Origin of the sequence: Pseudomonas sp. efr-133-TYG-5, from assembly GCF_030209175.1 — a bacterium.
Taxonomy (GTDB): domain Bacteria; phylum Pseudomonadota; class Gammaproteobacteria; order Pseudomonadales; family Pseudomonadaceae; genus Aquipseudomonas.
Genome location: NZ_JARVSM010000001.1, coordinates 245,132 through 264,798 on the forward strand (window position 1 = coordinate 245,132; position 19,667 = coordinate 264,798).

Annotated in this window: 18 protein-coding genes; 13 read left to right on the forward strand and 5 right to left on the reverse strand. The window is 63.3% G+C overall.

Annotated elements, in window-relative coordinates:
* Nucleotides 1–4: 4 nt before the first annotated feature.
* The 9 genes from QRN70_RS01155 (at nt 5) to QRN70_RS01195 (ending at nt 8,620) form a co-directional block, all read left to right on the forward strand.
* Nucleotides 5–1,804 (forward strand): DUF2341 domain-containing protein, encoded by a 1,800-nt coding sequence (locus QRN70_RS01155; protein ID WP_285415385.1) that lies wholly within the window; start codon nt 5–7, stop codon nt 1,802–1,804.
* A gap of 11 nt (nt 1,805–1,815) precedes the next feature.
* The gene (locus QRN70_RS01160) at nt 1,816–2,241 is read left to right on the forward strand and encodes an ExbD/TolR family protein (RefSeq protein ID WP_041072644.1); all 426 of its coding nucleotides are present in this window, start codon (nt 1,816–1,818) and stop codon (nt 2,239–2,241) included.
* A 3-nt stretch (nt 2,242–2,244) separates the two neighbouring features.
* The gene (locus tag QRN70_RS01165; RefSeq protein WP_285415386.1) at nt 2,245–2,949 is read left to right on the forward strand and encodes an energy transducer TonB family protein; all 705 of its coding nucleotides are present in this window, start codon (nt 2,245–2,247) and stop codon (nt 2,947–2,949) included.
* Between the two features lie 39 nt (nt 2,950–2,988).
* Nucleotides 2,989–4,683: a putative porin gene (locus tag QRN70_RS01170; RefSeq protein ID WP_285415387.1), complete on the forward strand. Its 1,695-nt coding sequence runs from the start codon at nt 2,989–2,991 to the stop codon at nt 4,681–4,683.
* A gap of 17 nt (nt 4,684–4,700) precedes the next feature.
* Nucleotides 4,701–5,330 carry a DNA repair protein gene (locus QRN70_RS01175; protein ID WP_285415388.1) on the forward strand — a complete coding sequence of 210 codons (630 nt, stop codon included), beginning with the start codon at nt 4,701–4,703 and terminating at the stop codon, nt 5,328–5,330.
* 17 nt (nt 5,331–5,347) lie between these two features.
* Nucleotides 5,348–5,812, forward strand: coding sequence for a YbjN domain-containing protein (locus QRN70_RS01180; RefSeq protein ID WP_285415389.1), 465 nt, complete (start codon nt 5,348–5,350; stop codon nt 5,810–5,812).
* Entirely contained in the window at nt 5,809–6,756 is a 948-nt protein-coding gene (locus tag QRN70_RS01185) for a peptidylprolyl isomerase (protein WP_285415390.1), read from the forward strand. The genes QRN70_RS01180 and QRN70_RS01185 overlap by 4 nt, the downstream gene beginning before the upstream one ends.
* A gap of 187 nt (nt 6,757–6,943) precedes the next feature.
* On the forward strand, nt 6,944–7,921 hold the full coding sequence (locus QRN70_RS01190) for a LysR substrate-binding domain-containing protein (RefSeq protein WP_285415391.1): 978 nt from the start codon (nt 6,944–6,946) through the stop codon (nt 7,919–7,921).
* Between the two features lie 180 nt (nt 7,922–8,101).
* Nucleotides 8,102–8,620, forward strand: a complete 519-nt coding sequence (locus QRN70_RS01195) for a GNAT family N-acetyltransferase (RefSeq protein WP_285415392.1) — start codon at nt 8,102–8,104, stop codon at nt 8,618–8,620.
* A gap of 36 nt (nt 8,621–8,656) precedes the next feature.
* On the opposite strand, the gene QRN70_RS01200 is transcribed toward QRN70_RS01195, so the two are convergent.
* Both QRN70_RS01200 and QRN70_RS01205 read right to left on the reverse strand, forming a co-directional pair.
* Nucleotides 8,657–9,586, reverse strand: coding sequence for a halovibrin HvnC (locus QRN70_RS01200; protein ID WP_285415393.1), 930 nt, complete (start codon nt 9,584–9,586; stop codon nt 8,657–8,659).
* Nucleotides 9,587–9,633: 47 nt separating this feature from the next.
* Nucleotides 9,634–11,004, reverse strand: a complete 1,371-nt coding sequence (locus QRN70_RS01205; protein ID WP_285415394.1) for a hypothetical protein — start codon at nt 11,002–11,004, stop codon at nt 9,634–9,636.
* Between the two features lie 221 nt (nt 11,005–11,225).
* On the opposite strand from QRN70_RS01205, the gene QRN70_RS01210 reads away from it, so the two are divergent.
* Nucleotides 11,226–11,717: a hypothetical protein gene (locus tag QRN70_RS01210; RefSeq protein ID WP_285415395.1), complete on the forward strand. Its 492-nt coding sequence runs from the start codon at nt 11,226–11,228 to the stop codon at nt 11,715–11,717.
* Between the two features lie 178 nt (nt 11,718–11,895).
* On the opposite strand, the gene QRN70_RS01215 is transcribed toward QRN70_RS01210, so the two are convergent.
* Nucleotides 11,896–12,117, reverse strand: coding sequence for a cbb3-type cytochrome c oxidase subunit 3 (locus tag QRN70_RS01215; protein ID WP_285415396.1), 222 nt, complete (start codon nt 12,115–12,117; stop codon nt 11,896–11,898).
* Nucleotides 12,118–12,132: 15 nt separating this feature from the next.
* On the reverse strand, nt 12,133–13,560 hold the full coding sequence (gene ccoN / locus QRN70_RS01220) for a cytochrome-c oxidase, cbb3-type subunit I (protein ID WP_285415397.1): 1,428 nt from the start codon (nt 13,558–13,560) through the stop codon (nt 12,133–12,135).
* Nucleotides 13,561–13,903: 343 nt separating this feature from the next.
* Between ccoN and nirA the strand changes: the two genes are divergently transcribed.
* From nirA to QRN70_RS01235, 3 genes are all read left to right on the forward strand, one after another.
* Complete coding sequence (gene nirA, locus QRN70_RS01225) at nt 13,904–15,577, forward strand: nitrite reductase NirA (protein ID WP_285415398.1); 1,674 nt, start codon at nt 13,904–13,906, stop codon at nt 15,575–15,577.
* Nucleotides 15,574–16,053, forward strand: a complete 480-nt coding sequence (locus tag QRN70_RS01230; protein ID WP_285415399.1) for a DUF934 domain-containing protein — start codon at nt 15,574–15,576, stop codon at nt 16,051–16,053. Before nirA ends, QRN70_RS01230 begins: the two co-directional genes overlap by 4 nt.
* A gap of 182 nt (nt 16,054–16,235) precedes the next feature.
* Complete coding sequence (locus QRN70_RS01235) at nt 16,236–17,210, forward strand: hypothetical protein (protein WP_285415400.1); 975 nt, start codon at nt 16,236–16,238, stop codon at nt 17,208–17,210.
* Between the two features lie 47 nt (nt 17,211–17,257).
* Here QRN70_RS01235 and QRN70_RS01240 read toward each other — a convergent pair whose 3' ends face one another.
* Nucleotides 17,258–19,627, reverse strand: coding sequence for a tetratricopeptide repeat protein (locus QRN70_RS01240; protein WP_285415401.1), 2,370 nt, complete (start codon nt 19,625–19,627; stop codon nt 17,258–17,260).
* Nucleotides 19,628–19,667: the final 40 nt, after the last annotated feature.

Consider the following 19,667-nt stretch of genomic DNA (forward strand, 5'->3'; position numbering starts at 1 on the left):
GTTCATGCAGCGCCTCATTCTTTCGTTGTTGATCTGCCTGGGCTTCGTGCTCCCGGCCACGGCCCAGGCCTGGTGGCAGGACGACTGGCATTACCGCAAACAGATCGCCGTCGACACCACACCGCAGGGCGCCGGGATCAATCAGGCCCTGGGCCGCACCGCGCTGCTGGTGCGCCTGCACACCGGCAACTTCACCTTTGATGGCGTGAAAGAGGACGGCGCCGACCTGCGCTTCGTCGCCGCCGATGACAAGACCGTGCTCAATCATCAGATCGAAAGCTTCGACGCTCTGATGGGCATTGCGCTGATCTGGGTCGATGTGCCGAATGTCGAGGGTGGCCAGCGTCAGGACATCTGGATGTACTACGGCAACCAGAAGGCCCCGGCAACCGGCAACGGTCAATTGACCTTCGATCCGAACTACACCGCGCTGTATCACTTCGACGGCGCCACCGGCACTCCGGCCAAGGACACCACGGCGTATGGCAACACCGCGCAAAGCGCCACCGGCGCTGCGATTGACGGCGTGGTCGGGCGCGCCTTGCAGTTCAGCGGCCAGCCGTTGCTGTTGCCGGCCAGTCCGTCGCTGCAGCACAGCGCGGGCAGCGCGTTCACTTTCAGTGCCTGGCTGCGTCTGGATCAGGCCAACGGTGAGCAACTGATCCTGGCCCGCCGTGAAGGCGCCAACAGCCTGTTGCTCGGGGTCAATCAAGGCGTGCCGTTCGTCGAGATCGACGGCCAGCGTGCGGTCGCCACACAGGCGCTGAATCCCGGCCAATGGCAGCACGTTGCCCTGACGGCCGAAGGGGCCAAAGTCAGCCTGTTCGTCAATGGCCGTGAGGGTGCGACGCTGGCTCAGGCAATGCCGGCGTTCAACTCGGTGATGGCCATCGGCGCCGACCTGGCCGCCGGGCCGTATCAGCCATTCGTGGGCGCCATCGACGAGCTGCGCCTGTCGAAAGTCGCCCGTCCGGCGGCGCTGCTGCTGGCCGACGCCACTTCCCAAGGCGCCGAGTCGAAACTACTGGCCTACGGTGTCGATGAAGAACAATCCGGTTTCGGTTTCGGCAGCCTCGGCTTCCTGCTCAACGCGGTGCCGGTGGATGCCTGGGTGATCATCGCCGTGCTGGTGCTGATGATGTTCCAGTCGTGGATCATCATGCTGCGCAAGAACCGCATGCTCGGCCGCGTCACTGCCGCCAACGAAGACTTCCGCGTGCAATTCGCCAAGGTCGGCACGCGCCTGGAGATGTTCGCCGACGACGCGCAACTGGCCCAGCGCCTGCAATATTCGCCGCTGTGGCGGCTGTACCAGGTGGCGGTCAAGGAAATCCGTACCCGCCGCGAGCAGGGCGCCGACACCTCGTCGGTTTCTGCGGCGACCATCGAAGCCATCCGCTGCTCGATGGACGGCGTGCGTACCCGCGAGAACCAGGCCCTCGGCGCGAAGCTCTCGACCCTGTCCAACGCCATCGCCGGCGGCCCGTACATCGGCCTGCTCGGCACCGTGCTGGGGATCATGGTGGTGTTCCTCGGCACCGCGATGGCCGGCGACGTCAACATCAATGCCATCGCCCCGGGCATGGCCGCCGCGTTGCTCGCCACCGCCATGGGCCTGTTCGTCGCGATCCCGGCGCTGTTTGGCTACAACCGCCTGATTACCCGCAACAAGGAAGTCAGCGCCGACATGCGCGTGTTCGTCGACGAGTTCATCACCCGTCTGGCGGAAATGCACGGCGAGGGCCAGTTCAGTGAGTCGGCGCATCAGCGCGGACATCACGCCAACCACTCCGTACCGGCCTGAGGAGCATTGCCATGGCGTCTGTAAATGCCTCCCACGACGATGACGAAGATGCAGCGGTGGACAGCATCAACATCACCCCGCTGGTGGATGTGCTGATGGTGGTGCTGGTGATGTTCATCCTCACCGCCACCGCACAGGTCTCGGGGATCCAGATCAACCTGCCCAAGGCCAGCGCCGCGGTATCGCTGTCCGAGGCCAAGACCAAGGCGATCTCGGTCAACGACGGCGGCCAGGTGTTCCTCGATGCCTACCCGGTGACCCTGGCCGAGCTGGAAGAGCGCCTGCGCATCGAAAAAGCGCAGAGCCCGGACTTCCCGGTGATCGTGCGCGGTGACGCCACGGTGCAGTACCAGAAGGTCATCGAGGTGCTGGATCTGTTGCGCCGGCTGGAACTGTCTCAGGTCGGTCTGGTGACCGGCAAACCGACGCAGGGCTGAGTGATGACTGCACAACTTCCAATCGAGCCGTTGCCGGTGAAACGCTCGCCACTGCGCTTGCTGAAGTGGGGCGCCGGCCTGCTGCTCGGCGCCGTCGCGGCGTATCTGCTGTGGCAGTGGGCCAACGACATGAGCGGTATCCGCCGCGAAGCACCCAAGGTGCCGACGATCATTCCGTTGCCGCCACCGCCACCGCCGCCTCCGGAAATGCCACCGGAGCCGCCCACCCCGGTGGAGGAAAAAATCGTCGAGCCCGAGCCGACGCCCGAGCCGCAGGAGGTCAAGCCCGAGGAAGAAGCGCCGCCATCGCCGGCGGATGATCTGGCCAACCCGATGCAAATGGACGGCGATGCCCAGGCCGGCAGCGATGCCTTCAACATCGGCGCCGGCAAGGGCGGCGGCATGGCCGGTGCCGGAGGCGGGCGTGTGGGCAATGGCACCTACAGCCAGTTTCTCGCGTTCACCTTCCAGCGCCTGCTGCGCGAGAACCCGGACCTGCGCAACCTTGCGTTCGTGCTGCAGGCCGACGTCTGGCTGAGCAGCGTCGGTGAAATCACCCGCGTCGAGCTGGTCAAGTCCAGCGGCAAGCCCGAGATCGACACCCAGGTGCTGGCGGCGCTGCGCAACGCGCCGCACTTAAGCGAACGGCCACCGGCCTCCATGACTTTACCCGTGCGCCTGTCCCTGCAAGGGCGGCGTCCGGGCTAATCCCTCTTTTCAAGCTTTGCCAAAAGGAGTTGTGTGCAGATGATTTCCAATGTGAATCGATTGTCCCTGGCGGTCGGCATGGTCATCGCGACCCTGGTCGGCCAGGCCGTGGCAGCGCCTGCGCCCTCGGAAAACGCCACGATCAATCTGATCCGCCTGCTGGTCGAGCAGGGCATTCTGAAGCAGGACAAGGCCGACGCGCTGATCGCCCAGGCCCAGAACGAGGCGGTCCAGGCCAGACAGGCGGCCTCGACCGCCGTCGCCGCCGGGCCGGTTGCCGCGCCTGGCGATGTGCGAGTGCAGTACGTACCGGCGGCCGTGCGCGACCAGATCCGCGATCAGGTCAAGGCTGAAGTCATGGCCACCGCCAAGCAGGAAAACTGGGCCGCCCCCAACACCTTTCCGGACTGGGCTTCGCGCATCAGCTTCGACGGCGACATCCGCCTGCGCGATGAGTCGCGCTACTACTCGGGCAGCAACAGCAACGAGATCGTCGACTTCGCCAAGCTCAACAACAACGGCCCGTACGATGTGAACCCGAACAGCAGCACCAGCCTGCCGCCGCTGCTCAACACCCGCGAAGACCGCGAAAACCTGTTCCGCCTTCGCGCGCGCCTGGGCATGAAAGCGGTGATCTCGCCGGAATGGACCGCCGGCATTCGCATCGGCACCGGCTCGGACAACAACCCGGTGTCGACCACGCAGAACCTCGGCGGCGGCTTCGCCAAGAAAGACATCTGGCTCGACCAGGGTTACCTGACCTGGAAGCCGACGGATGAGTTGACGCTGACCGGCGGGCGCTTCGCCAACCCGTTCATGTCCACCGACATGCTTTACTCCAACGACCTCAACTTCGACGGCGTGGCGGCGATTTTCGACCACAAGCTCAGTCGCGACTGGGGCGTGTTCGGCACCGTTGGCGCGTTCCCGGTGGACTACACCAACGACACCACCAGCAGCAACGGCTTCGACAAGGAAGAAAGCGACAACAAGTGGCTGTACGGCGCGCAGGTCGGCGCCAAGTGGGCGATCAACAGCAACAACCGGGTCAAGGGTGCGCTGGCCTATTACCGCTTCGACGACATCGAGGGTCAGCGCTCCAGCCCCTGCGAACCGTGGGCCGGGGCGCCGGGCTGCGACAGCGACGGGACGCGCGCAGCGTTCATGCAGAAGGGTAACAGCGTGTTCCTGCTGCGCGACATCACGCCTAATCCGCTCAACCCGACCACCACGCCGCAACCGCAATTCGTCGGCCTCGCGTCGGAGTTCAACCTGCTGGACCTGAACCTGGTGTGGGACGCCGATCTGCCGCAGGACTTCAAGTTGCGTACCCAGGGCAACTACATCCACAACCTCGGTTACGACGAGGGCGACATGCGCAAGCGTTCGGCCGGGCAACTGGTCAACAACCTCGACAGCAGCGGCGACATCGAAAGCGGCGCCAACGCATGGATGGTGCAGTTCACCCTCGGCAACGCGCTGGATCTGAAGAAGCAGGGCGACTGGAACCTGTTCGCCGGCTACAAGTACATCCAGCCGGACGCCTTGCCGGATGGCTTTAACGACTCGTCGTTCCACCTCGGCGGCACCAATGCCAAGGGCTACTTCCTCGGTGGCAATTACGGTCTGGCGAAGAACGTCTATGCCACCGGCCGCTGGCTGAGCTCGGAAGCGGTGTACGGCGCGCCGTTCGACATCGACGTCCTGCAGCTTGAGATCAATACGCGCTTCTAAGGCGCCGGGAGAGGGTTATGAACATCCGCTTTTTATGGCTTGGGCTCGGCCTGCTGATCGCCACCGGAGCGAGCGCCGAGGGCATGGAGGAACGCCTGCGCACCCAGTTGCGCAGCACCACCCAGCAACTGCAGGCGCTGCAGAGTCAGCAGGCGCAGGCCAGTGCCGCGCAACTGGCGGCGCAGAACGAGGCCAGGGCGGCACAGGCGCAGATCAAACAGTTGAGCGCCGAACTGGCCAAGGCCAAGGGCGTCGCCGAGCAACTGGCCGGGCAGCAGCAGAGCCTGCACAGCCAGGCCCAGGCGCAGGTGGCCGCCAGCAACGAGCAGATCGGCAAGTTCAAGAAAGCGTACGACGAGCTGTTGGTCATGGCCCGTGCCAAAGAGGCAGAACGGTCTAAGCTTCAGGCGCAATTGGCCGAACGTGACACACAAGTGCAGCAATGTTCGGTCAAGAATCAGCAGATGTATGGCGTGGCCAAGCAGATTCTCACCGCCTACGAAAACATCGATGTGGCCGAGGTGATGAAGATCCGCCAGCCCTTCGCCGGCAGCGCCCGGGTCAAGTTCGACGAACTGGCCCAGGGCTTTGGCGACGAACTGTACAAGACACAATTCGATGCGCCGCAAGCGGCACTCGCACACTGATGAACAAGGAAGAACACATGACTCAATTGATCAGCCACGTATCCCCGCAATCGTTGACCGAAGTCCTGCAGGCTGCGGGTTATCGCGTCAACCAGACCGAACAGAACGGTATCGTGCAGTTGCTCAGCGCCAGCCAGGGCATCGGCTATGCGGTGCGTTTCGGCAACCCGGCGCAGGAGCAGGGCCGCTACGTCGACTTCACCTTCAGTTGCGCGCTGCGGGTGCAGGGTGAGTTGCCGGCGGGTGTGGCCGAACGCTGGAATGCCTCGCGGCGCTTCGCCCGGTTGTCGTTGCAGGGTGAGTTTCTGGTCATGGAAATGGATGTGGTCGTGGCGGCCGGGGTCAGCAACGATCACCTGCGCGGCAACCTCGAATTGTGGGATCGCCTGTTGCAGGAATTCATCGTCTACCTGCGTGACTTCACCCAGAACGCAGCAGCGGTGCCTGCGGCGCCGGTTGAGCAAGAGGAAGTCGCGCTGTGAAAAAGCCTGCCATAGTGATCAGCGCCGCTGCGGTGGCGTTGTTGGTGGTGGCCGTGGCGCTGGTGGTGCGACCGGGCAGCGACCCGGTCGCCGCCCAGCAGCCGGCGCCGGTGGTGGCGGCCAGCAGCGGGCCGGCGGTGGCGCGCCTGGGTAATCAGCAGGTGTCGCCGGAAGAACTGCAGGCCTTGCTGGCGACCGTTGCGCCGGCAACTGGCGAGCAGCTGCGCGGCAACCGTGAGGCCCTGGAGCGCTGGCTGCGTACGCGCCTGGCCGAGAAGGCCGTGCTCGAGCAGGCCGACGCACAAGGCTGGGCGCAGCGGCCGGAGGTCGTGCGACAAACCCGGGCGGCCACCGAACAGATTGTCTTCCGTGATTACCTGCGCTCGGTCAGCCAGGTGCCGGCGGATTATCCGAGTGCGGCAGAGTTGCAACAGGCCTACGACGCTGGCAAGGCCAACTGGCAGACGCCGGCGCTGTATCGGGTCAGCCAGATTTTTCTCGCTGCGAGCGATGCTCCAAGCCTGGAGGCGGCACGCAAACAGGCCATCGAGTTGAGCAAGAAGGCGCAGGCGGCGCCGGGGGAATTTGCCGCACTGGCGAGCCAGTATTCACAGGACCGCGTCACCGCCGAGCGTGGCGGCGACAGCGGTCTGCAACCGTTGCAGCAGTGGGTGCCGGAAGTGCGTGGCGCTGTGGCGAAGTTGAAAGTCGGCGCGGTGTCCGAACCGGTGCAGAGCGCTGCCGGATTCCACGTGATCAAACTCACCGAGCAGCAACCGGCGCGCACCGCGACCCTTGACGAGCTGCGCGACCAACTGACCCAGGCCCTGCGTGCCCAGCGTCAGGAACAGATTGCCCAGGCTTATCTGGATGGCATGCTCAACACCGCGACACTGAGTATCGATGGGGCTGAGCTCAACAAGGTGCTGGAGGAAAAACGCTAATTCAGATCCGCCACTGAACGCTTGTGGGAGCTGGCTTGCCAGCGATGGCTGTGTGTCAGTCACAGAGATGTGGGATGTGCTGGCCTCACCGCTGGCAAGCCAGCTCCCACACGGTCCTGCGGCGGGATCAGAAAGAGTTGAAAGTGCCGGTAGCCATCAAGATACAGAGATCGACAGGGAGTCATCGATGTCATTCACCGAACCCGCAGGACGACAGGGCAGCGCCGATTACCGCTGGCCGCAGGACAAGGGCGAGCCCTGGCTGGCGCAGGCGGCGACGCTCGACAGCGAGGTCGCGCAATACTTTCTGGTCAGCGCCCGCTGCGGCTGTTTCATGCAGGCCGCGCGCAGCCTCAATGTGCGTTCGACCTTGTTGCGCAAACAACTGGCGCAGCTCGAACAGCAACTCAAGCGCGCGCTGTTCAGCTTCCAGGGCAGCGCGTTGAGCCTGACCCGCGAAGGCCAGCAATTGCAGGCGCAACTGATCGCCCTGGCCCACGAACGCAAATTGCCGGTGATCGAGCAACCGCTGGTGCGCCTGGCCGTGGCCGAGTCGATCCTGCATGACATCCTGGGCCGCGACCTGATCGCTTTGCTGCGGCGCAACGCCAGTTTGCGCCTGGAGATCATCGCCCTCGACAGCGAACTGGCCCTGCATGCGGTCAGCGCCGACGTGGTGCTGTGGCTGGCGCACGGCGACACCCCGCATCCAGGCCCGGCCTTCGCCACCAGTGAGCCGCAACGCCTGGCCCGGCTCGACTACCTGCCACACATCGCCAAACGCTATTCGCGTGTCACCGCACGCCCGGAAAGCGCCGACGACCTCACCGATTTCATGCTGGTGCAGTGGGAACACGACCGCCGCATCGACAGCTTTCGTCCGTGGAACCAACTGGTCGACCAACGCCTGGCCGGCGTGGTGCAGATGCAGTCCTACGAGCTGATGCTGGAGATGATCCGTTGCAGCGCCTGCATCGGCCTGCTGCCGATGTACATGAGCCGTTTCGATCGCGGGTTGGTGGCCTTGCCGGGGTTGTTCGACGAGCCGATGCAGTTGCAGGCGTGGCTGGCGGTGAATGCCGAGTCGCAGCAAACGGCGGAGGTACAGACGCTGGTGGAGTTGATTCGACGCACGTTCAGTGAGCGGGCAGAGTGGTTTGAATAACCGGGAAAAGCTCACCGCCGCCCATTCGCGCTGATACACAAGCTCTGCAGGCGCTGCCGCGGGCCGCAAAGGTTTCCTCGCAACGCCGGCGGTCTTCGTTGATGAAAAGCGCAGGCTGGCGAGCCGGGTGAACTCCGGTTTAGAGTGGTCGGCCACGCACTGATCCAGGAGGGATCTTTCATGCCTGAGCACACGCCCGCCATTCACCTCGAACGCTACAGCGAATCCCACGTCGAAGGCGTCACCGCCCTGTACAACGACCCCGCCGTGGCGCGCCAGGTACTGCAAATGCCGTTTCAGTCTGCCGAGATCTGGCGCCAGCGGGTGCTGGCCGACAACGAGCGCGCGGTGAAACTGGTGGCCCTGCACCAGGGCCAGGTGATCGGGCACCTGGGGCTCGAGGCCTATTCGCGCATCCGCCGCAGCCATGCCGGCAGTCTCGGCATGGGCGTGGCGGTGGCGTGGCAGGGCAAGGGCGTGGGGTCGACGTTGATGGCGGCGGCGCTGGAGGTGGCCGACAACTGGATGAACCTGCACCGGCTCGAACTCACGGTGTACGCCGACAACGCGGCAGCCATCGGCCTCTATCGCAAGTACGGCTTCGAGGACGAAGGGCTGTTCCGCGACTACGCCGTGCGCGACGGGCAGTGGGTCGACACCCTGAGCATGGCGCGCCTGCGCCGTTCGCCCAAGGCCTGAGGCGGTCGCCCGGAGCGCGAAAGCTCCGGGCGCTGCTTATTGGCTGACGGCCTGATCGGCCGCCGCATAGGTGAATTTCGCCGCGCCCGCGGCACTGGTCGCCGGTGTCAGGCCGATGATCGGCACGATGATTTTCGGGTTGGTCGAGTTGTAGAAATCCCGCTGGTTGTACTGCGCATCCGCGAGCCCGGCATTGGTGCCGCCCGTGATGTAGAAAAACGCCATGATCGGAAAGGTGTTCGGATTGCGCGAAGCCCAGGTCTTGATCAGGATTTCGTTATGGCCGTTGAACCCGTTGGCACCGCGCAGCAGTTTGCCGCGCACCGATTGGTAAAACGCCGGGCCGGCCAATGCGTTGCGCTCGTCACGGATATCAAATCCGCACTGGCGCAGGTTGGGATTGCCGCCGGCAATGTTCCACACCGCCAGCCACTGTTCGGCGGTGCTGACGTTGGCGTCCTGGCACAACTGGCTCTGCGCCGGATAGGACGGATGGGCCACGCAGACGGCGGTTTCACTGCGGTGCCAGCTCCAGGCATCCTCGGGGTAGGCGCACAGATAATCGAGGTCTTCCTTGTCGCGCGGTGCCTCGAAAATCGGATAGAGGATGTAGCCATTGCCGTTGCCCCAGGCGAGGCGGCCGAAGTTGGCGTCCTGGCGCAGATAGGAGAACGAAACGCCGCCACTTTTCACCGACGTCGGGCTCGGGTCCCAGACCTTGTACTGATTGACCGGATCTTTCACCGTGACCCGCAGCGTCACACCCGAACAGAGAAATGCCGGTTGCGAGTCGGAGTTGTTGCAGTTGGGAAACTGCCGCTCGTACAAGGTGTTGAGCTGGGCAGCGATGGTGGGTCCATCGAGCACCTGCGCGCCGTTGACGCCGGTGCCTGGCGGTGGCGTCGGTGTGGTCTGGGCACATCCCAGCAGCAGTGTGAACAGCAGTGAAGCGATGGTCTTACGCATGTCCCTGACCCTCTTCAATCATCGACGTCCTGTTGAAAAGCGGCGGCTCAGAGGGTGACCCGCAGATACCAGGAAAAGATGATCGGTTCGGCTGTACCCGTGCGCTTGAGGGTGAAATTGAACAGACCGGGCTTGCCCTTGTTGCTGCTGATCCAGGTCGGCGGAACCGAGACATCGGTGTAGGAGGATTGGGTGATGGGAAACTCCTCGCTGTTGTAACGGTTGGTGTCAACCTGCAGCGAAATGCGTACCGAGTAGGGCGCTTCGAGCAACGGGTAATAAACCCTGAGGTTGGTTTTGTCGCCGTTGAGCGTGGGTTGCGCAAGGTGGTGTTTCTGCGCGGTGATCGACAGATCCAGATCATCCGATTCGTAGGTGTTGGGATCGCCGGGAATCTCCACGGTGTAAACAATTTCCGCCTTGCTGCCGGTGCAGTCGATCACCTCACTGCGCGGCACCAGGAACGTCAACGTCTCTCCGGCATACTGGACGGTCTGGATCGGCGTGGGGTAGGTAGTGGCGCGCCCACGCCAGTAGACCTTGACCGTATGCCCCTTGACGGAACCGGTGTAGGCCACCTTCACCGTGGCGTGATCGCTGTAGTAGAAGTCCTTGACGAAATTCAGTATGGCACCGCCGCCTTCCTTGGCCTCTTCCACCTTGGGCTTGAACAGATCCAGCACCGGTTTGCGCACATGCACGTCGAGGCTGGTGGTTGCTGACCAGATAGCCTGCGGCCCGGTGGAGTTGCCCAGTAGATCAACCACCCGGAACCGAATGGCGAAACGCGGGTTGTCCTGCCAGAAGTCAGCGGCGAGCAGCTTCAACGTCACGCTGCCGGCGGCGGCCTCCGTTGCGCTGACGGTATGTGTGCGGGGGCGGCTGTCCAGATCGAGGGTAATGACATCCTGCGCGCGCATGTAGGTGTAGCGCAGGGTGATGTCCACGCCTTGCGCGGCGCGGGTGGCATCCACGCCGTTGGCGATGACGTCGGCGGGCAGGGTCATGGTCAGGCTCGGATTGTCCCCGCTGCCGGGTACGTCGCCACCGGGGCGCGGCCGATGAACAAGGGCCTTGAGTGGTTTGGAGGATTCAGGGGTTGACTGGCTATACCGCAGGACCCGCAGCACCAGTGCGTTGACACCATCGTTGAGAAAGGCGTCCGGCAGGTCCATGGTGAAGGTCTTGTCCTCTTCACCCGGCTGGATGGTTTTGCGCGCCGCGGGGGTATCCGAACCATTGAGCAGCAGTTCGGCAGAGTCATACTTGCTCATTTCCTGCCACGGGTCGACCACGATGGGCAGATGCTGGTTGACCAGCAGGGACAGGGGCACGCCGCAGTCGGGGCTGTCGGGATGGGTAATCGGTCTGATCCAGCCGGGAATGATCACCGGGTAAATAATGAAGGGGCTGTTCATCGCATGCGCTCCTGGTGTCTGTGCTGCTTAGGGATGCCTGCAATCAAACACCTCGATGAAAAGCGTGCCTACTGTCAGATCTGACAGGTGCACCGGGGATTTTTGTACCGTTGGTCGTTTTTCCGCTGATTGACGATATCGCGCAGCGTTAGTCGTACGCCGTCACGCTGAACCTGCCATGATCGATCTTCGCGGCACCGCGTTTCATCGAGGACCTTGCAATGGACGATGTACAGCAATTGGGCGAGATGCTTCGTCACTACGCCGAAAGCGAAGCGCACAAGAAACAGCTGTTCGAGACGCAGTCAGCAGCGTGGGCTTCGCGGATCACCGAGTTGTTCGGGCAGATCCAGCAATGGCTGGAACCGGTGCAGGCGCCGCATCTGCTGGAGGTGAACCGCGAGCCCTATGTCGCCTCTGGCCCGAGCACACCGGTGGAAACCTCGACCTTCAAGACTGAAAAGCTGAGCATCGTGATCGCCGGCAAACCGGTGGAGTTCGTCCCGGATGTGATGGGCAGCGGCGGGCAGATTTCGCTGGCGGTGATGGGGCTGACGGCGGCGCGCTACGGCAGTATTTCCCTGGTCGGCCTGACGAACGGCGAGTGGCAGTGGCGCAAGACCAATGGCTTGAAAGACCCGGACACCTTTGTATTTGACGCAAACTTTCTGGCGCAGCAGCTGCAGGGGTTGATTCCGCGCGAGCGTGTTTGAGATCAAGAGTCCCCCTGACCCTGACCGCCCCCAAGGAAGAGAGGGGACCGATCGGCATGTCTCGCAAAGGCTGGGGTCGACTCGCGCTCTCAGGTCGATGCAACCGGAACAGACACTCGGTCGGCTCCCTCTCCCTCAGGCAGAGGGCTAGGGTGAGGGCGTTTCTGCCTGAAACGCCTCACATCTCCAGATTGATCCAGCCCGGCTTCGCTTCCTCCGGCGCCAGCGCTTTGACGCGTTTGCCGGTGGCCAGCTCCACCCGCCGCGCCACCTCGGGATCATCGGCAAACGGCGTCAGGCTGGCCTCGTCGAGGCTCTCGGTCGTCTCATGGCGCAAGCAGTATTCCACCGCGAGCCACAGAAACAGCACGCCCAGCCCATTGAAAAAGATCTCGGACATGTTCGGCTCCCGGCCTCAGGCAATCTGCGCTTCGCGGCGTGCCAGTGCGACGTCCGCCACCCGCACGGTGCGCCAGACGTTATAGGCCATCAGCAACATGCCGCTGAGGAAGAACACCCCGCCGGCAAAGCGCACGACGAAGCCCGGATGACTGGCCTGCAGCGCCTCGACGAACGAGTAAGTCAGCGTGCCGTCCTCGTTCACGGCGCGCCACATCAGGCCCTGGGTAATGCCGTTGACCCACATCGAGGCGATGTACAGCACGGTGCCGATGGTCGCCAGCCAGAAGTGCAGGTTGATCAGCGGCGTGCTGTGCATCTGCTCGCGGCCGAACACCTTGGGCACCATGTGATAGGTCGCGCCGAAGGTGATCATTGCCACCCAGCCCAATGCGCCGGCGTGCACATGGCCGATGGTCCAGTCGGTGTAGTGGGAGAGGGCGTTGACCGTCTTGATCGCCATCATCGGCCCTTCGAAGGTCGACATGCCGTAGAACGCCAGCGACAGTACCAGGAAGCGCAGGATCGGATCGGTGCGCAACTGATGCCAGGCCCCCGACAGCGTCATCATGCCGTTGATCATCCCGCCCCAGCTCGGCGCGAGCAGGATCAGCGACATCGCCATGCCCAGTGACTGCGCCCAGTCCGGCAGCGCGGTGTAGTGCAGGTGATGCGGGCCCGCCCAGATGTACAGGGTAATCAGCGCCCAGAAGTGCACGATCGATAAACGATAGGAGTACACCGGGCGGTTGACCTGTTTCGGCACGAAGTAATACATCATCCCGAGGAACCCGGTGGTGAGGAAGAAACCCACCGCGTTGTGCCCGTACCACCACTGCACCATGGCATCGGTCGCCCCGGAATACACCGGATAGGACTTGAACCAGTCCACCGGGATCGACAGGTGATTGACCACGTGCAACATGGCGATCACCAGAATGAACGCACCGAAAAACCAGTTGCCGACGTAGATGTGTTTGGTGTTGCGCTGCACTACTGTGGTGAAAAACACCACGGCGTAGGCGACCCAGACTACGGCCATCCACACGGCGCCGGAGAACTCGATTTCGGCGTATTCCTTGGTGGTGGTGTAACCCAGCGGCAAGGTGATCAGCATGATCACGATCACCGATTGCCAGCCCCAGAAGGTGAACGCGGCGAGCTTGTCGGAAAACAGCCGCACCTGGCAGGTGCGCTGCACCGCGTAGTAACTGGCGGCGAATTGCGCGCTGCCGGCAAAACCGAAAATCACCAGGCTGGTGTGCAATGGGCGCAAGCGGCCGAAGGTGGTCCAGGGCAGGTCGAGGTTCATGTCCGGCCACACCAGTTGCGAGGCGATCCATACCCCCATCGCCATTCCGACGACACCCCAGAAAACCGTCGCGATAACGAATTGGCGGACGACCTTGTAGTTGTAGGCCGGTCCGATTGTTGCTGTGCTCATGGTCAGTTCTTCCACGGTTGCAAAGGCTTGCCAGGCCACCCGGTCTGGCATGCACTGCACTGTAGGAATCGCGCCAGAAACAAAACAGGCTCAGGAAACCTTCATTTGTGCGGATCAGATTGAAGTGCTGCCTGCGGCCATCCGCCGCGCCCTGATACGGTTTTTATCGTTTCAGGTGAATCTGTTGCGCTCTGCGCTGCTCGTCCATAGTGCTTTTACCAAAACTGTGGGAGCGAGCCTGCTCGCGAATGCGGTGTGTCAGCCAACAATGCAGTTGCCTGACACACCGCATTCGCGAGCAGGCTCGCTCCCACAGAACTAATTGATGAGGTGGGGCAGGCACATGTACCAATACGATGAATACGACCGCGCCTTGGTGTTCGAGCGCGTCGCGCAGTTTCGCGATCAGGTCGAGCGCTTCATGGCAGGGGAGTTGAGCGAAGAGGAATTCCTGCCGCTGCGTCTGCAGAACGGTCTGTACCTGCAGAAACACGCGTACATGCTGCGCGTGGCGATTCCCTACGGCACCCTCAGTGCCGCACAGCTACGCACGCTGGCCAGCATCGCTGCCGATTACGACCGCGGTTACGGCCACTTCACCACACGGCAGAACCTGCAGTTCAACTGGATCGAACTGGCCCAGGTCCCGGACATTCTCGAACGCCTGGCGCAGGTCGACATGCATGCGATCCAGACCTCCGGCAACTGCGTGCGCAACATCACCACCGAGGCGTTTGCCGGGGTGGCGGCAGACGAGTTGATCGACCCCCGGCCGCTGGCGGAGATCCTGCGCCAATGGTCGACGATCAACCCGGAATTCCTCTTTCTGCCGCGCAAGTTCAAGATCGCCATCTGCTCGGCCAGGCAGGATCGTGCGGCGATCATGATGCATGACATCGGCCTGTATCTTTACCCCGGCAGCGACGGGCAGATGTTGCTGCGGGTAATTGTCGGCGGTGGCCTGGGGCGCACGCCGATTCTCGGTCTGCAGATCCGCGACGGCTTGCCGTGGCAGCACCTGCTGTCGTACGTCGAGGCGGTGCTGCGCGTGTACAACCGCCACGGCCGGCGCGACAACAAGTACAAGGCGCGGATCAAGATCCTGGTCAAGGCGCTGGGCATCGAGGCGTTCGCCCAGGAAGTCGAAGCCGAATGGCAGCACCTCAAGGACGGCCCGGCACAATTGACCGAGGCCGAGTACCAGCGGGTCGCCAGTGCGTTCGTGCCCCCGCGTTATCGCGCCCTGGCCAACACCGACCTGGATTTCGGCACACGCCTGGCCGAGAGCCCGGCGTTCGCCCGCTGGGTGGCGCGTAACGTGCAGCCGCACAAGGTGCCGGGTTACACCAGTGTGGTGCTGTCGACCAAACCGGGCCTCGCGGCGCCGCCGGGGGACGTCACGGCGTTGCAGATGCGGGCGGTGGCCGACTGGTCCGAGCACTTCGGCTTCGGCGAAATCCGCATTGCCCACGAGCAGAACATCGTCCTGCCGGATGTGCCGAAGGCGGATCTGTATGCGCTATGGCAACAAGCGTGCGCGCGGGGCCTGGGCAGTGCCAATGTCGGTCTGCTGACGGACATCATTGCCTGCCCCGGTGGCGACTTCTGTGCGCTGGCCAATGCCAAGTCGATTCCGATTGCCCAGGCGATTCAGGCGCGTTTCGCCAACCTCGATTACCTGCACGACCTCGGTGACATCAGCCTGAACATTTCCGGCTGCATGAATGCCTGCGGTCATCACCACATCGGCAACATCGGCATTCTCGGCGTCGACAAGAACGGCAGCGAGTGGTACCAGATCACCCTCGGCGGCGCGCAGGGCAGGCACAGCGCGCTGGGCAAGGTCATCGGTCCGTCGTTCAGCGCTGCCGAAGTGCCGCAGGTGATCGAGCAGATCATCGCCACCTTCGTCCGCTATCGCGAAAGCGAAGAGCTGTTCGTCGACACCCTGGCGCGCATCGGTCTGGAGCCGTTCAAGGAGCGGGTCTACCCGAAAGCGCTGGAGGCCTCGTTATGAACAATCTGTTGCGCCTGGAGCAGGGCAGTGCGCGCCTGGTACTCGACGATCCGTGGACGCTGGTGCGCGATCCGGCACTGCCGCGCCCGCCAGGGTTGTTGATTCTGCCGCTGGCGCATTGGCTGCAGTCGCCATCGACCGACGCGGTGTGGCTCGGCCCGGACGACGAGGTCGAGAGCCTGCTGCCGTGGCTGGCTTCACTGCCGCTGATCGCTCTCGATTTCCCGAGCTTTCGCGATGGCCGCGCCTACAGCCAGGCCTATCTGTTGCGCAGCCGCTTCGGTTGGGCAGGCGAGTTGCGTGCCATCGGCGACGTGCTGCGCGACCAGCTCAGTCATATGCGCCAGTGCGGTTTCGACAGCTTTGCCGTGCGCGAGGACAAGTCGGCCGAGGATGCACTCAAGGGGCTGGCAGGTATGAGCGTGTTGTACGGGCGCTCGGTGATTGAACCAAGGCCGCTTTTTCGCCGGCGCTGAGTGGCGGTCGCAGCCGCGTTGCTCTCGCCAGTGCCCGCAGGCTGCGCTCGTCCAGACAGGGGAAACCCTTACACACCTGACCATTCGCGGATTTTTCCTTGGGTCGATGGTGGCCTTTTGGTAGAGTCGCCGACGCCAGCGGGTTTTCAGCTGGACGATGGAATGAAGAAGGGAGTCTGTCTGTGACTGCGGGTAAAAAAATCCTCGGTCTCACCGCGTTGCTGTTGATGCTGACGCTGTGGGCCAGTTATTTCTATGTGTTCAAGGAAAACCGCGACGGTCAGCTCGGCGGTCCCGGCGCAAGCACCGCGTGGTGCGGCACGCCGCCGTCCAGTGAAGCGGCCTTGCTCGGCAAGGATCAACTGACCGTGCGCATCACCAACAACCTGCGGGGCGAGTTCATGCTCAGCGGTTCAGTGGTGGTGTCCGAACGCACCTTCAACCGTTACGACCTGGGCCGCAACGAGTTGCGCCTGCGCCTGGAACCGCTGCAATGGTCGTACGGCGTCACGCCGATTTTCCTTGAGCAGGTGAAAATACAGCCGCTGAGCCGCAACGTCGCCTCGGCCAACAAAAGTGCCTTCGCCGAGCTGGAATCGCGACCGATCGGCGTACAGGGCCGGGCCACCGATTTTCCTTTCGACACCTACCGCTACGGCTATAAGCCGGTGCTGTATTACCTCAAGGGCACCGAGCGGGTCGACCTGCGCTTCAAGAACATCACCACGCTGATGGAGATGTCCAACACCTTCACGCCGATCCAGAAGTACAACCGCGTCGATTACATCGACGAGAACAATTCGCTGATCCGCGACGAGGACTACAAGGCCTATGGCGCTCACGAATGCGCGTTCAGCGTCGAGCGCAAGGGTTCGTTCAAGGTCGTGGTGCTGCTGTCGTTGCTGATCCTGTGCCTGCCGCTGTTGCACGTGTTCTACCGTGACGAGCCGGCAATCGACTTCCTTGCCACGCTGGTGACGATTGCCGTGGTGCGCGTGTTGCTGGTGGGGCCGGTGCAGGACTTCCAGCTGTACACCATCGACTTCCTGTTCGGTGCGGCGATCCTGCTGGTGGGGTCGGTGTCGCTGATCAAGGCCATGCGCGCCAACAGTCGGCGCGAGATGGCATTGAAGAGCGGGGCGACGTCGTCCTGGTAGCGGTCTTGTCCCCTCTCCAGGCGTGAGAGGGGACAGGCCCCTGGCGATCACTTCAACGCCGGATCGCCCCTGTTCATCTTCTTCCAGGCCTGCAACAGCACCTGCGCCTTCGGCTCCTGGCCGTTCTCCAGGTAATACTGGATCAGCGACAACCGTGCGTTGCGGTTCGCCGGTTGCACCTTCAACAGACGCTCCAGCTCCGCACACGCCTCGGCAACCTTGCCACTGTCATGCAACGCCACCGCCAGCACATAACCGTACTGGCCGTTCTGCGGTTCCAGTTGCGCGGCTTTGTGCAGGGCAGACATGGCTTCGGCGGTCTTGCCGGCGCGAATCAGCGACAAGCCGCGGGTGTGCTGCAACAACGCCACATCCGGGTGCTGCCGGAGGCTGTCATCGAGCAGTTGCTGCGCTTGCGCACCGCGCCCATTGGCCTCCAGCCATTGCACCAGGGTCACCAGGGCCGGGTAGAAATCCGGATCACGCTTGAGTGCCGTGCGCAGCAATCCTTCGACTTCGGATGCGCGACCATTGGCCTGATACAACATCGCCAGATTCAGGTTGGCCTCGGCCCGTTCCGCGAGACTGTTCTGCACCGCCTCATACTCGGCAATTGCCGCGTCCCAACTGGCCTGGGCGGCACCGAGGCCGTTGTTGCGCGCGACGCCGAGCAGATCGCGCGCGGCGACGATGCGCACGGCTCTCACCGGATCGGCCAACAACGGCGTGAGCAACGGCGCGCGCTCGGCCGGCGGGAGGAACGCGCTGATCGCTCGCACCGCGCTTTCACGCACTTGCGGCTCGGCGTGGTGCAGATCCGCGGTCGCCAGTCTCAGGGATTGCTCACTCGGGTACAGCGGCAACTCGGCGAGCAGCGTCGCTCGCTGGATCGCCGGCAGATGGCCGCGCTGCAACTGCTCATGGAGCGCGTCTGCCGCGCCGGGCTGGCCATTGCGGATCTGCCACAGGCTTTCGTCGTAACGCGCTGCCTGCGGGGCGCTGGAGGCGTTCCACAGCTTGAACTGCGCAGTGACCCGGTCGCCGGCCTTGCCCTGGTGACAGGTCAGGCAGGCGTCCGGGGTGCCGAGTTTTTGCGCCCGTGGCGGGTTGGGGATGCTGAAGCTGTGGTCGTGGCGGAAATCGTTGCCCATGTAGAACTTGCCGGGCATGTGGCAATCCACACACTGCGAGCCGGGCTGGCCCATGGTGTGGCGGGTGTGTTCGCTGGAGTCGTAGTTTTTCGCCTGCAAACCGCTGCCGTCGACGCCCGCGACGGTGGTTTTGCCGGCCGTGTTGTGGCATTGCAGGCACACCGCGTTGCCAGGGGCCTTCAGTTCGCCGCTGTGCGGGTTGTGGCAGTTGCTGCAGCGCACGCCCTTGTCGAACATCTTGCTCTGCAGGAACGAGCCGTGCTCGAACACTTCATCCTTGATCTTGCCGTCCAGCGCATACAGCTCGCGGGTCAGCGTGCTCGGCAGGTAGTCGTCCATCAGCCGCTTGCCGACCGTGTAGCCATCGCCCAGCGGTGCCCGACGGGCGTGACAGCGTGCGCAGGTCTCGATTTCCACCGTGGCGTTGTTGTCCTTGAGGTCGACGGCAAACCCGGCGTGGCTCAGCTCGGGTTTTTTCGCCGTCCACTCCAGGTGATTGGAGGCCGGGCCATGACAGGCCTGGCAGCCGACGCCCAGGCTGCTCCAGTGACTGGCGAACGTGTTGCTGGCCGCATCGAAATTGCGCTTGAAACCGGTGGTGTGGCACTCGACGCACATGAAGTTGGCGTTCTGGCTCGGTTTGCTCCAGTGCAGCGGATTCTTGAAGTTGACGCCCTGGCCGGGGTAGAGGTGGAACCAGCGCTGTTTCTCGGTATCCCAGGCCACGCCGAGTGCCTGCAGGCGGCCGTCGCCGACCTCGATCAGGTATTGCTGCAGCGGGGCGATGCCGAAGGTGTAGGCGACCTTGAAATCGGCCTGCTTGCCGTCGATACCGGGGGTGTTGACCCAAAACTCGTCGCCCTTGCGCGAGAATCGCGTGGTTTCGTTTTCCGCCTTGAAGGTCACGTTGTTGAAGTCGCCGAGCAGGGTTTGCGCATTTGCTGCCTGCATCGCCAACTGGTGGTGCGAGCCTTGCCAGTCCTTGACCTGCTCGGTGTGACAGCCCTGGCATGTCTGCTCGTCGACCATGGTTGCCGGTGTGTTCGCAACAGGCGCCGGCGGCTTGGCGGCCGCCGTCACCGGGGCGGCGGGCGTACTGATCGGCGCGGACTTCAGTGGCGCAGGCGCCGGGCTGAACAGAAACCAGCCGATCCCCACCACGGCGGCCAACAGGACACCGATGGCGACAGGGAACAGGTAGCGTGAAATCGGTGATGGCGAGGAAACAGGATCAGGTTTTGGCGCTTTATTGTTAGGCGTGGGCATTGCGACTTCCGTAGTCCAGGTGCATTTGCCGGCGTGCGTG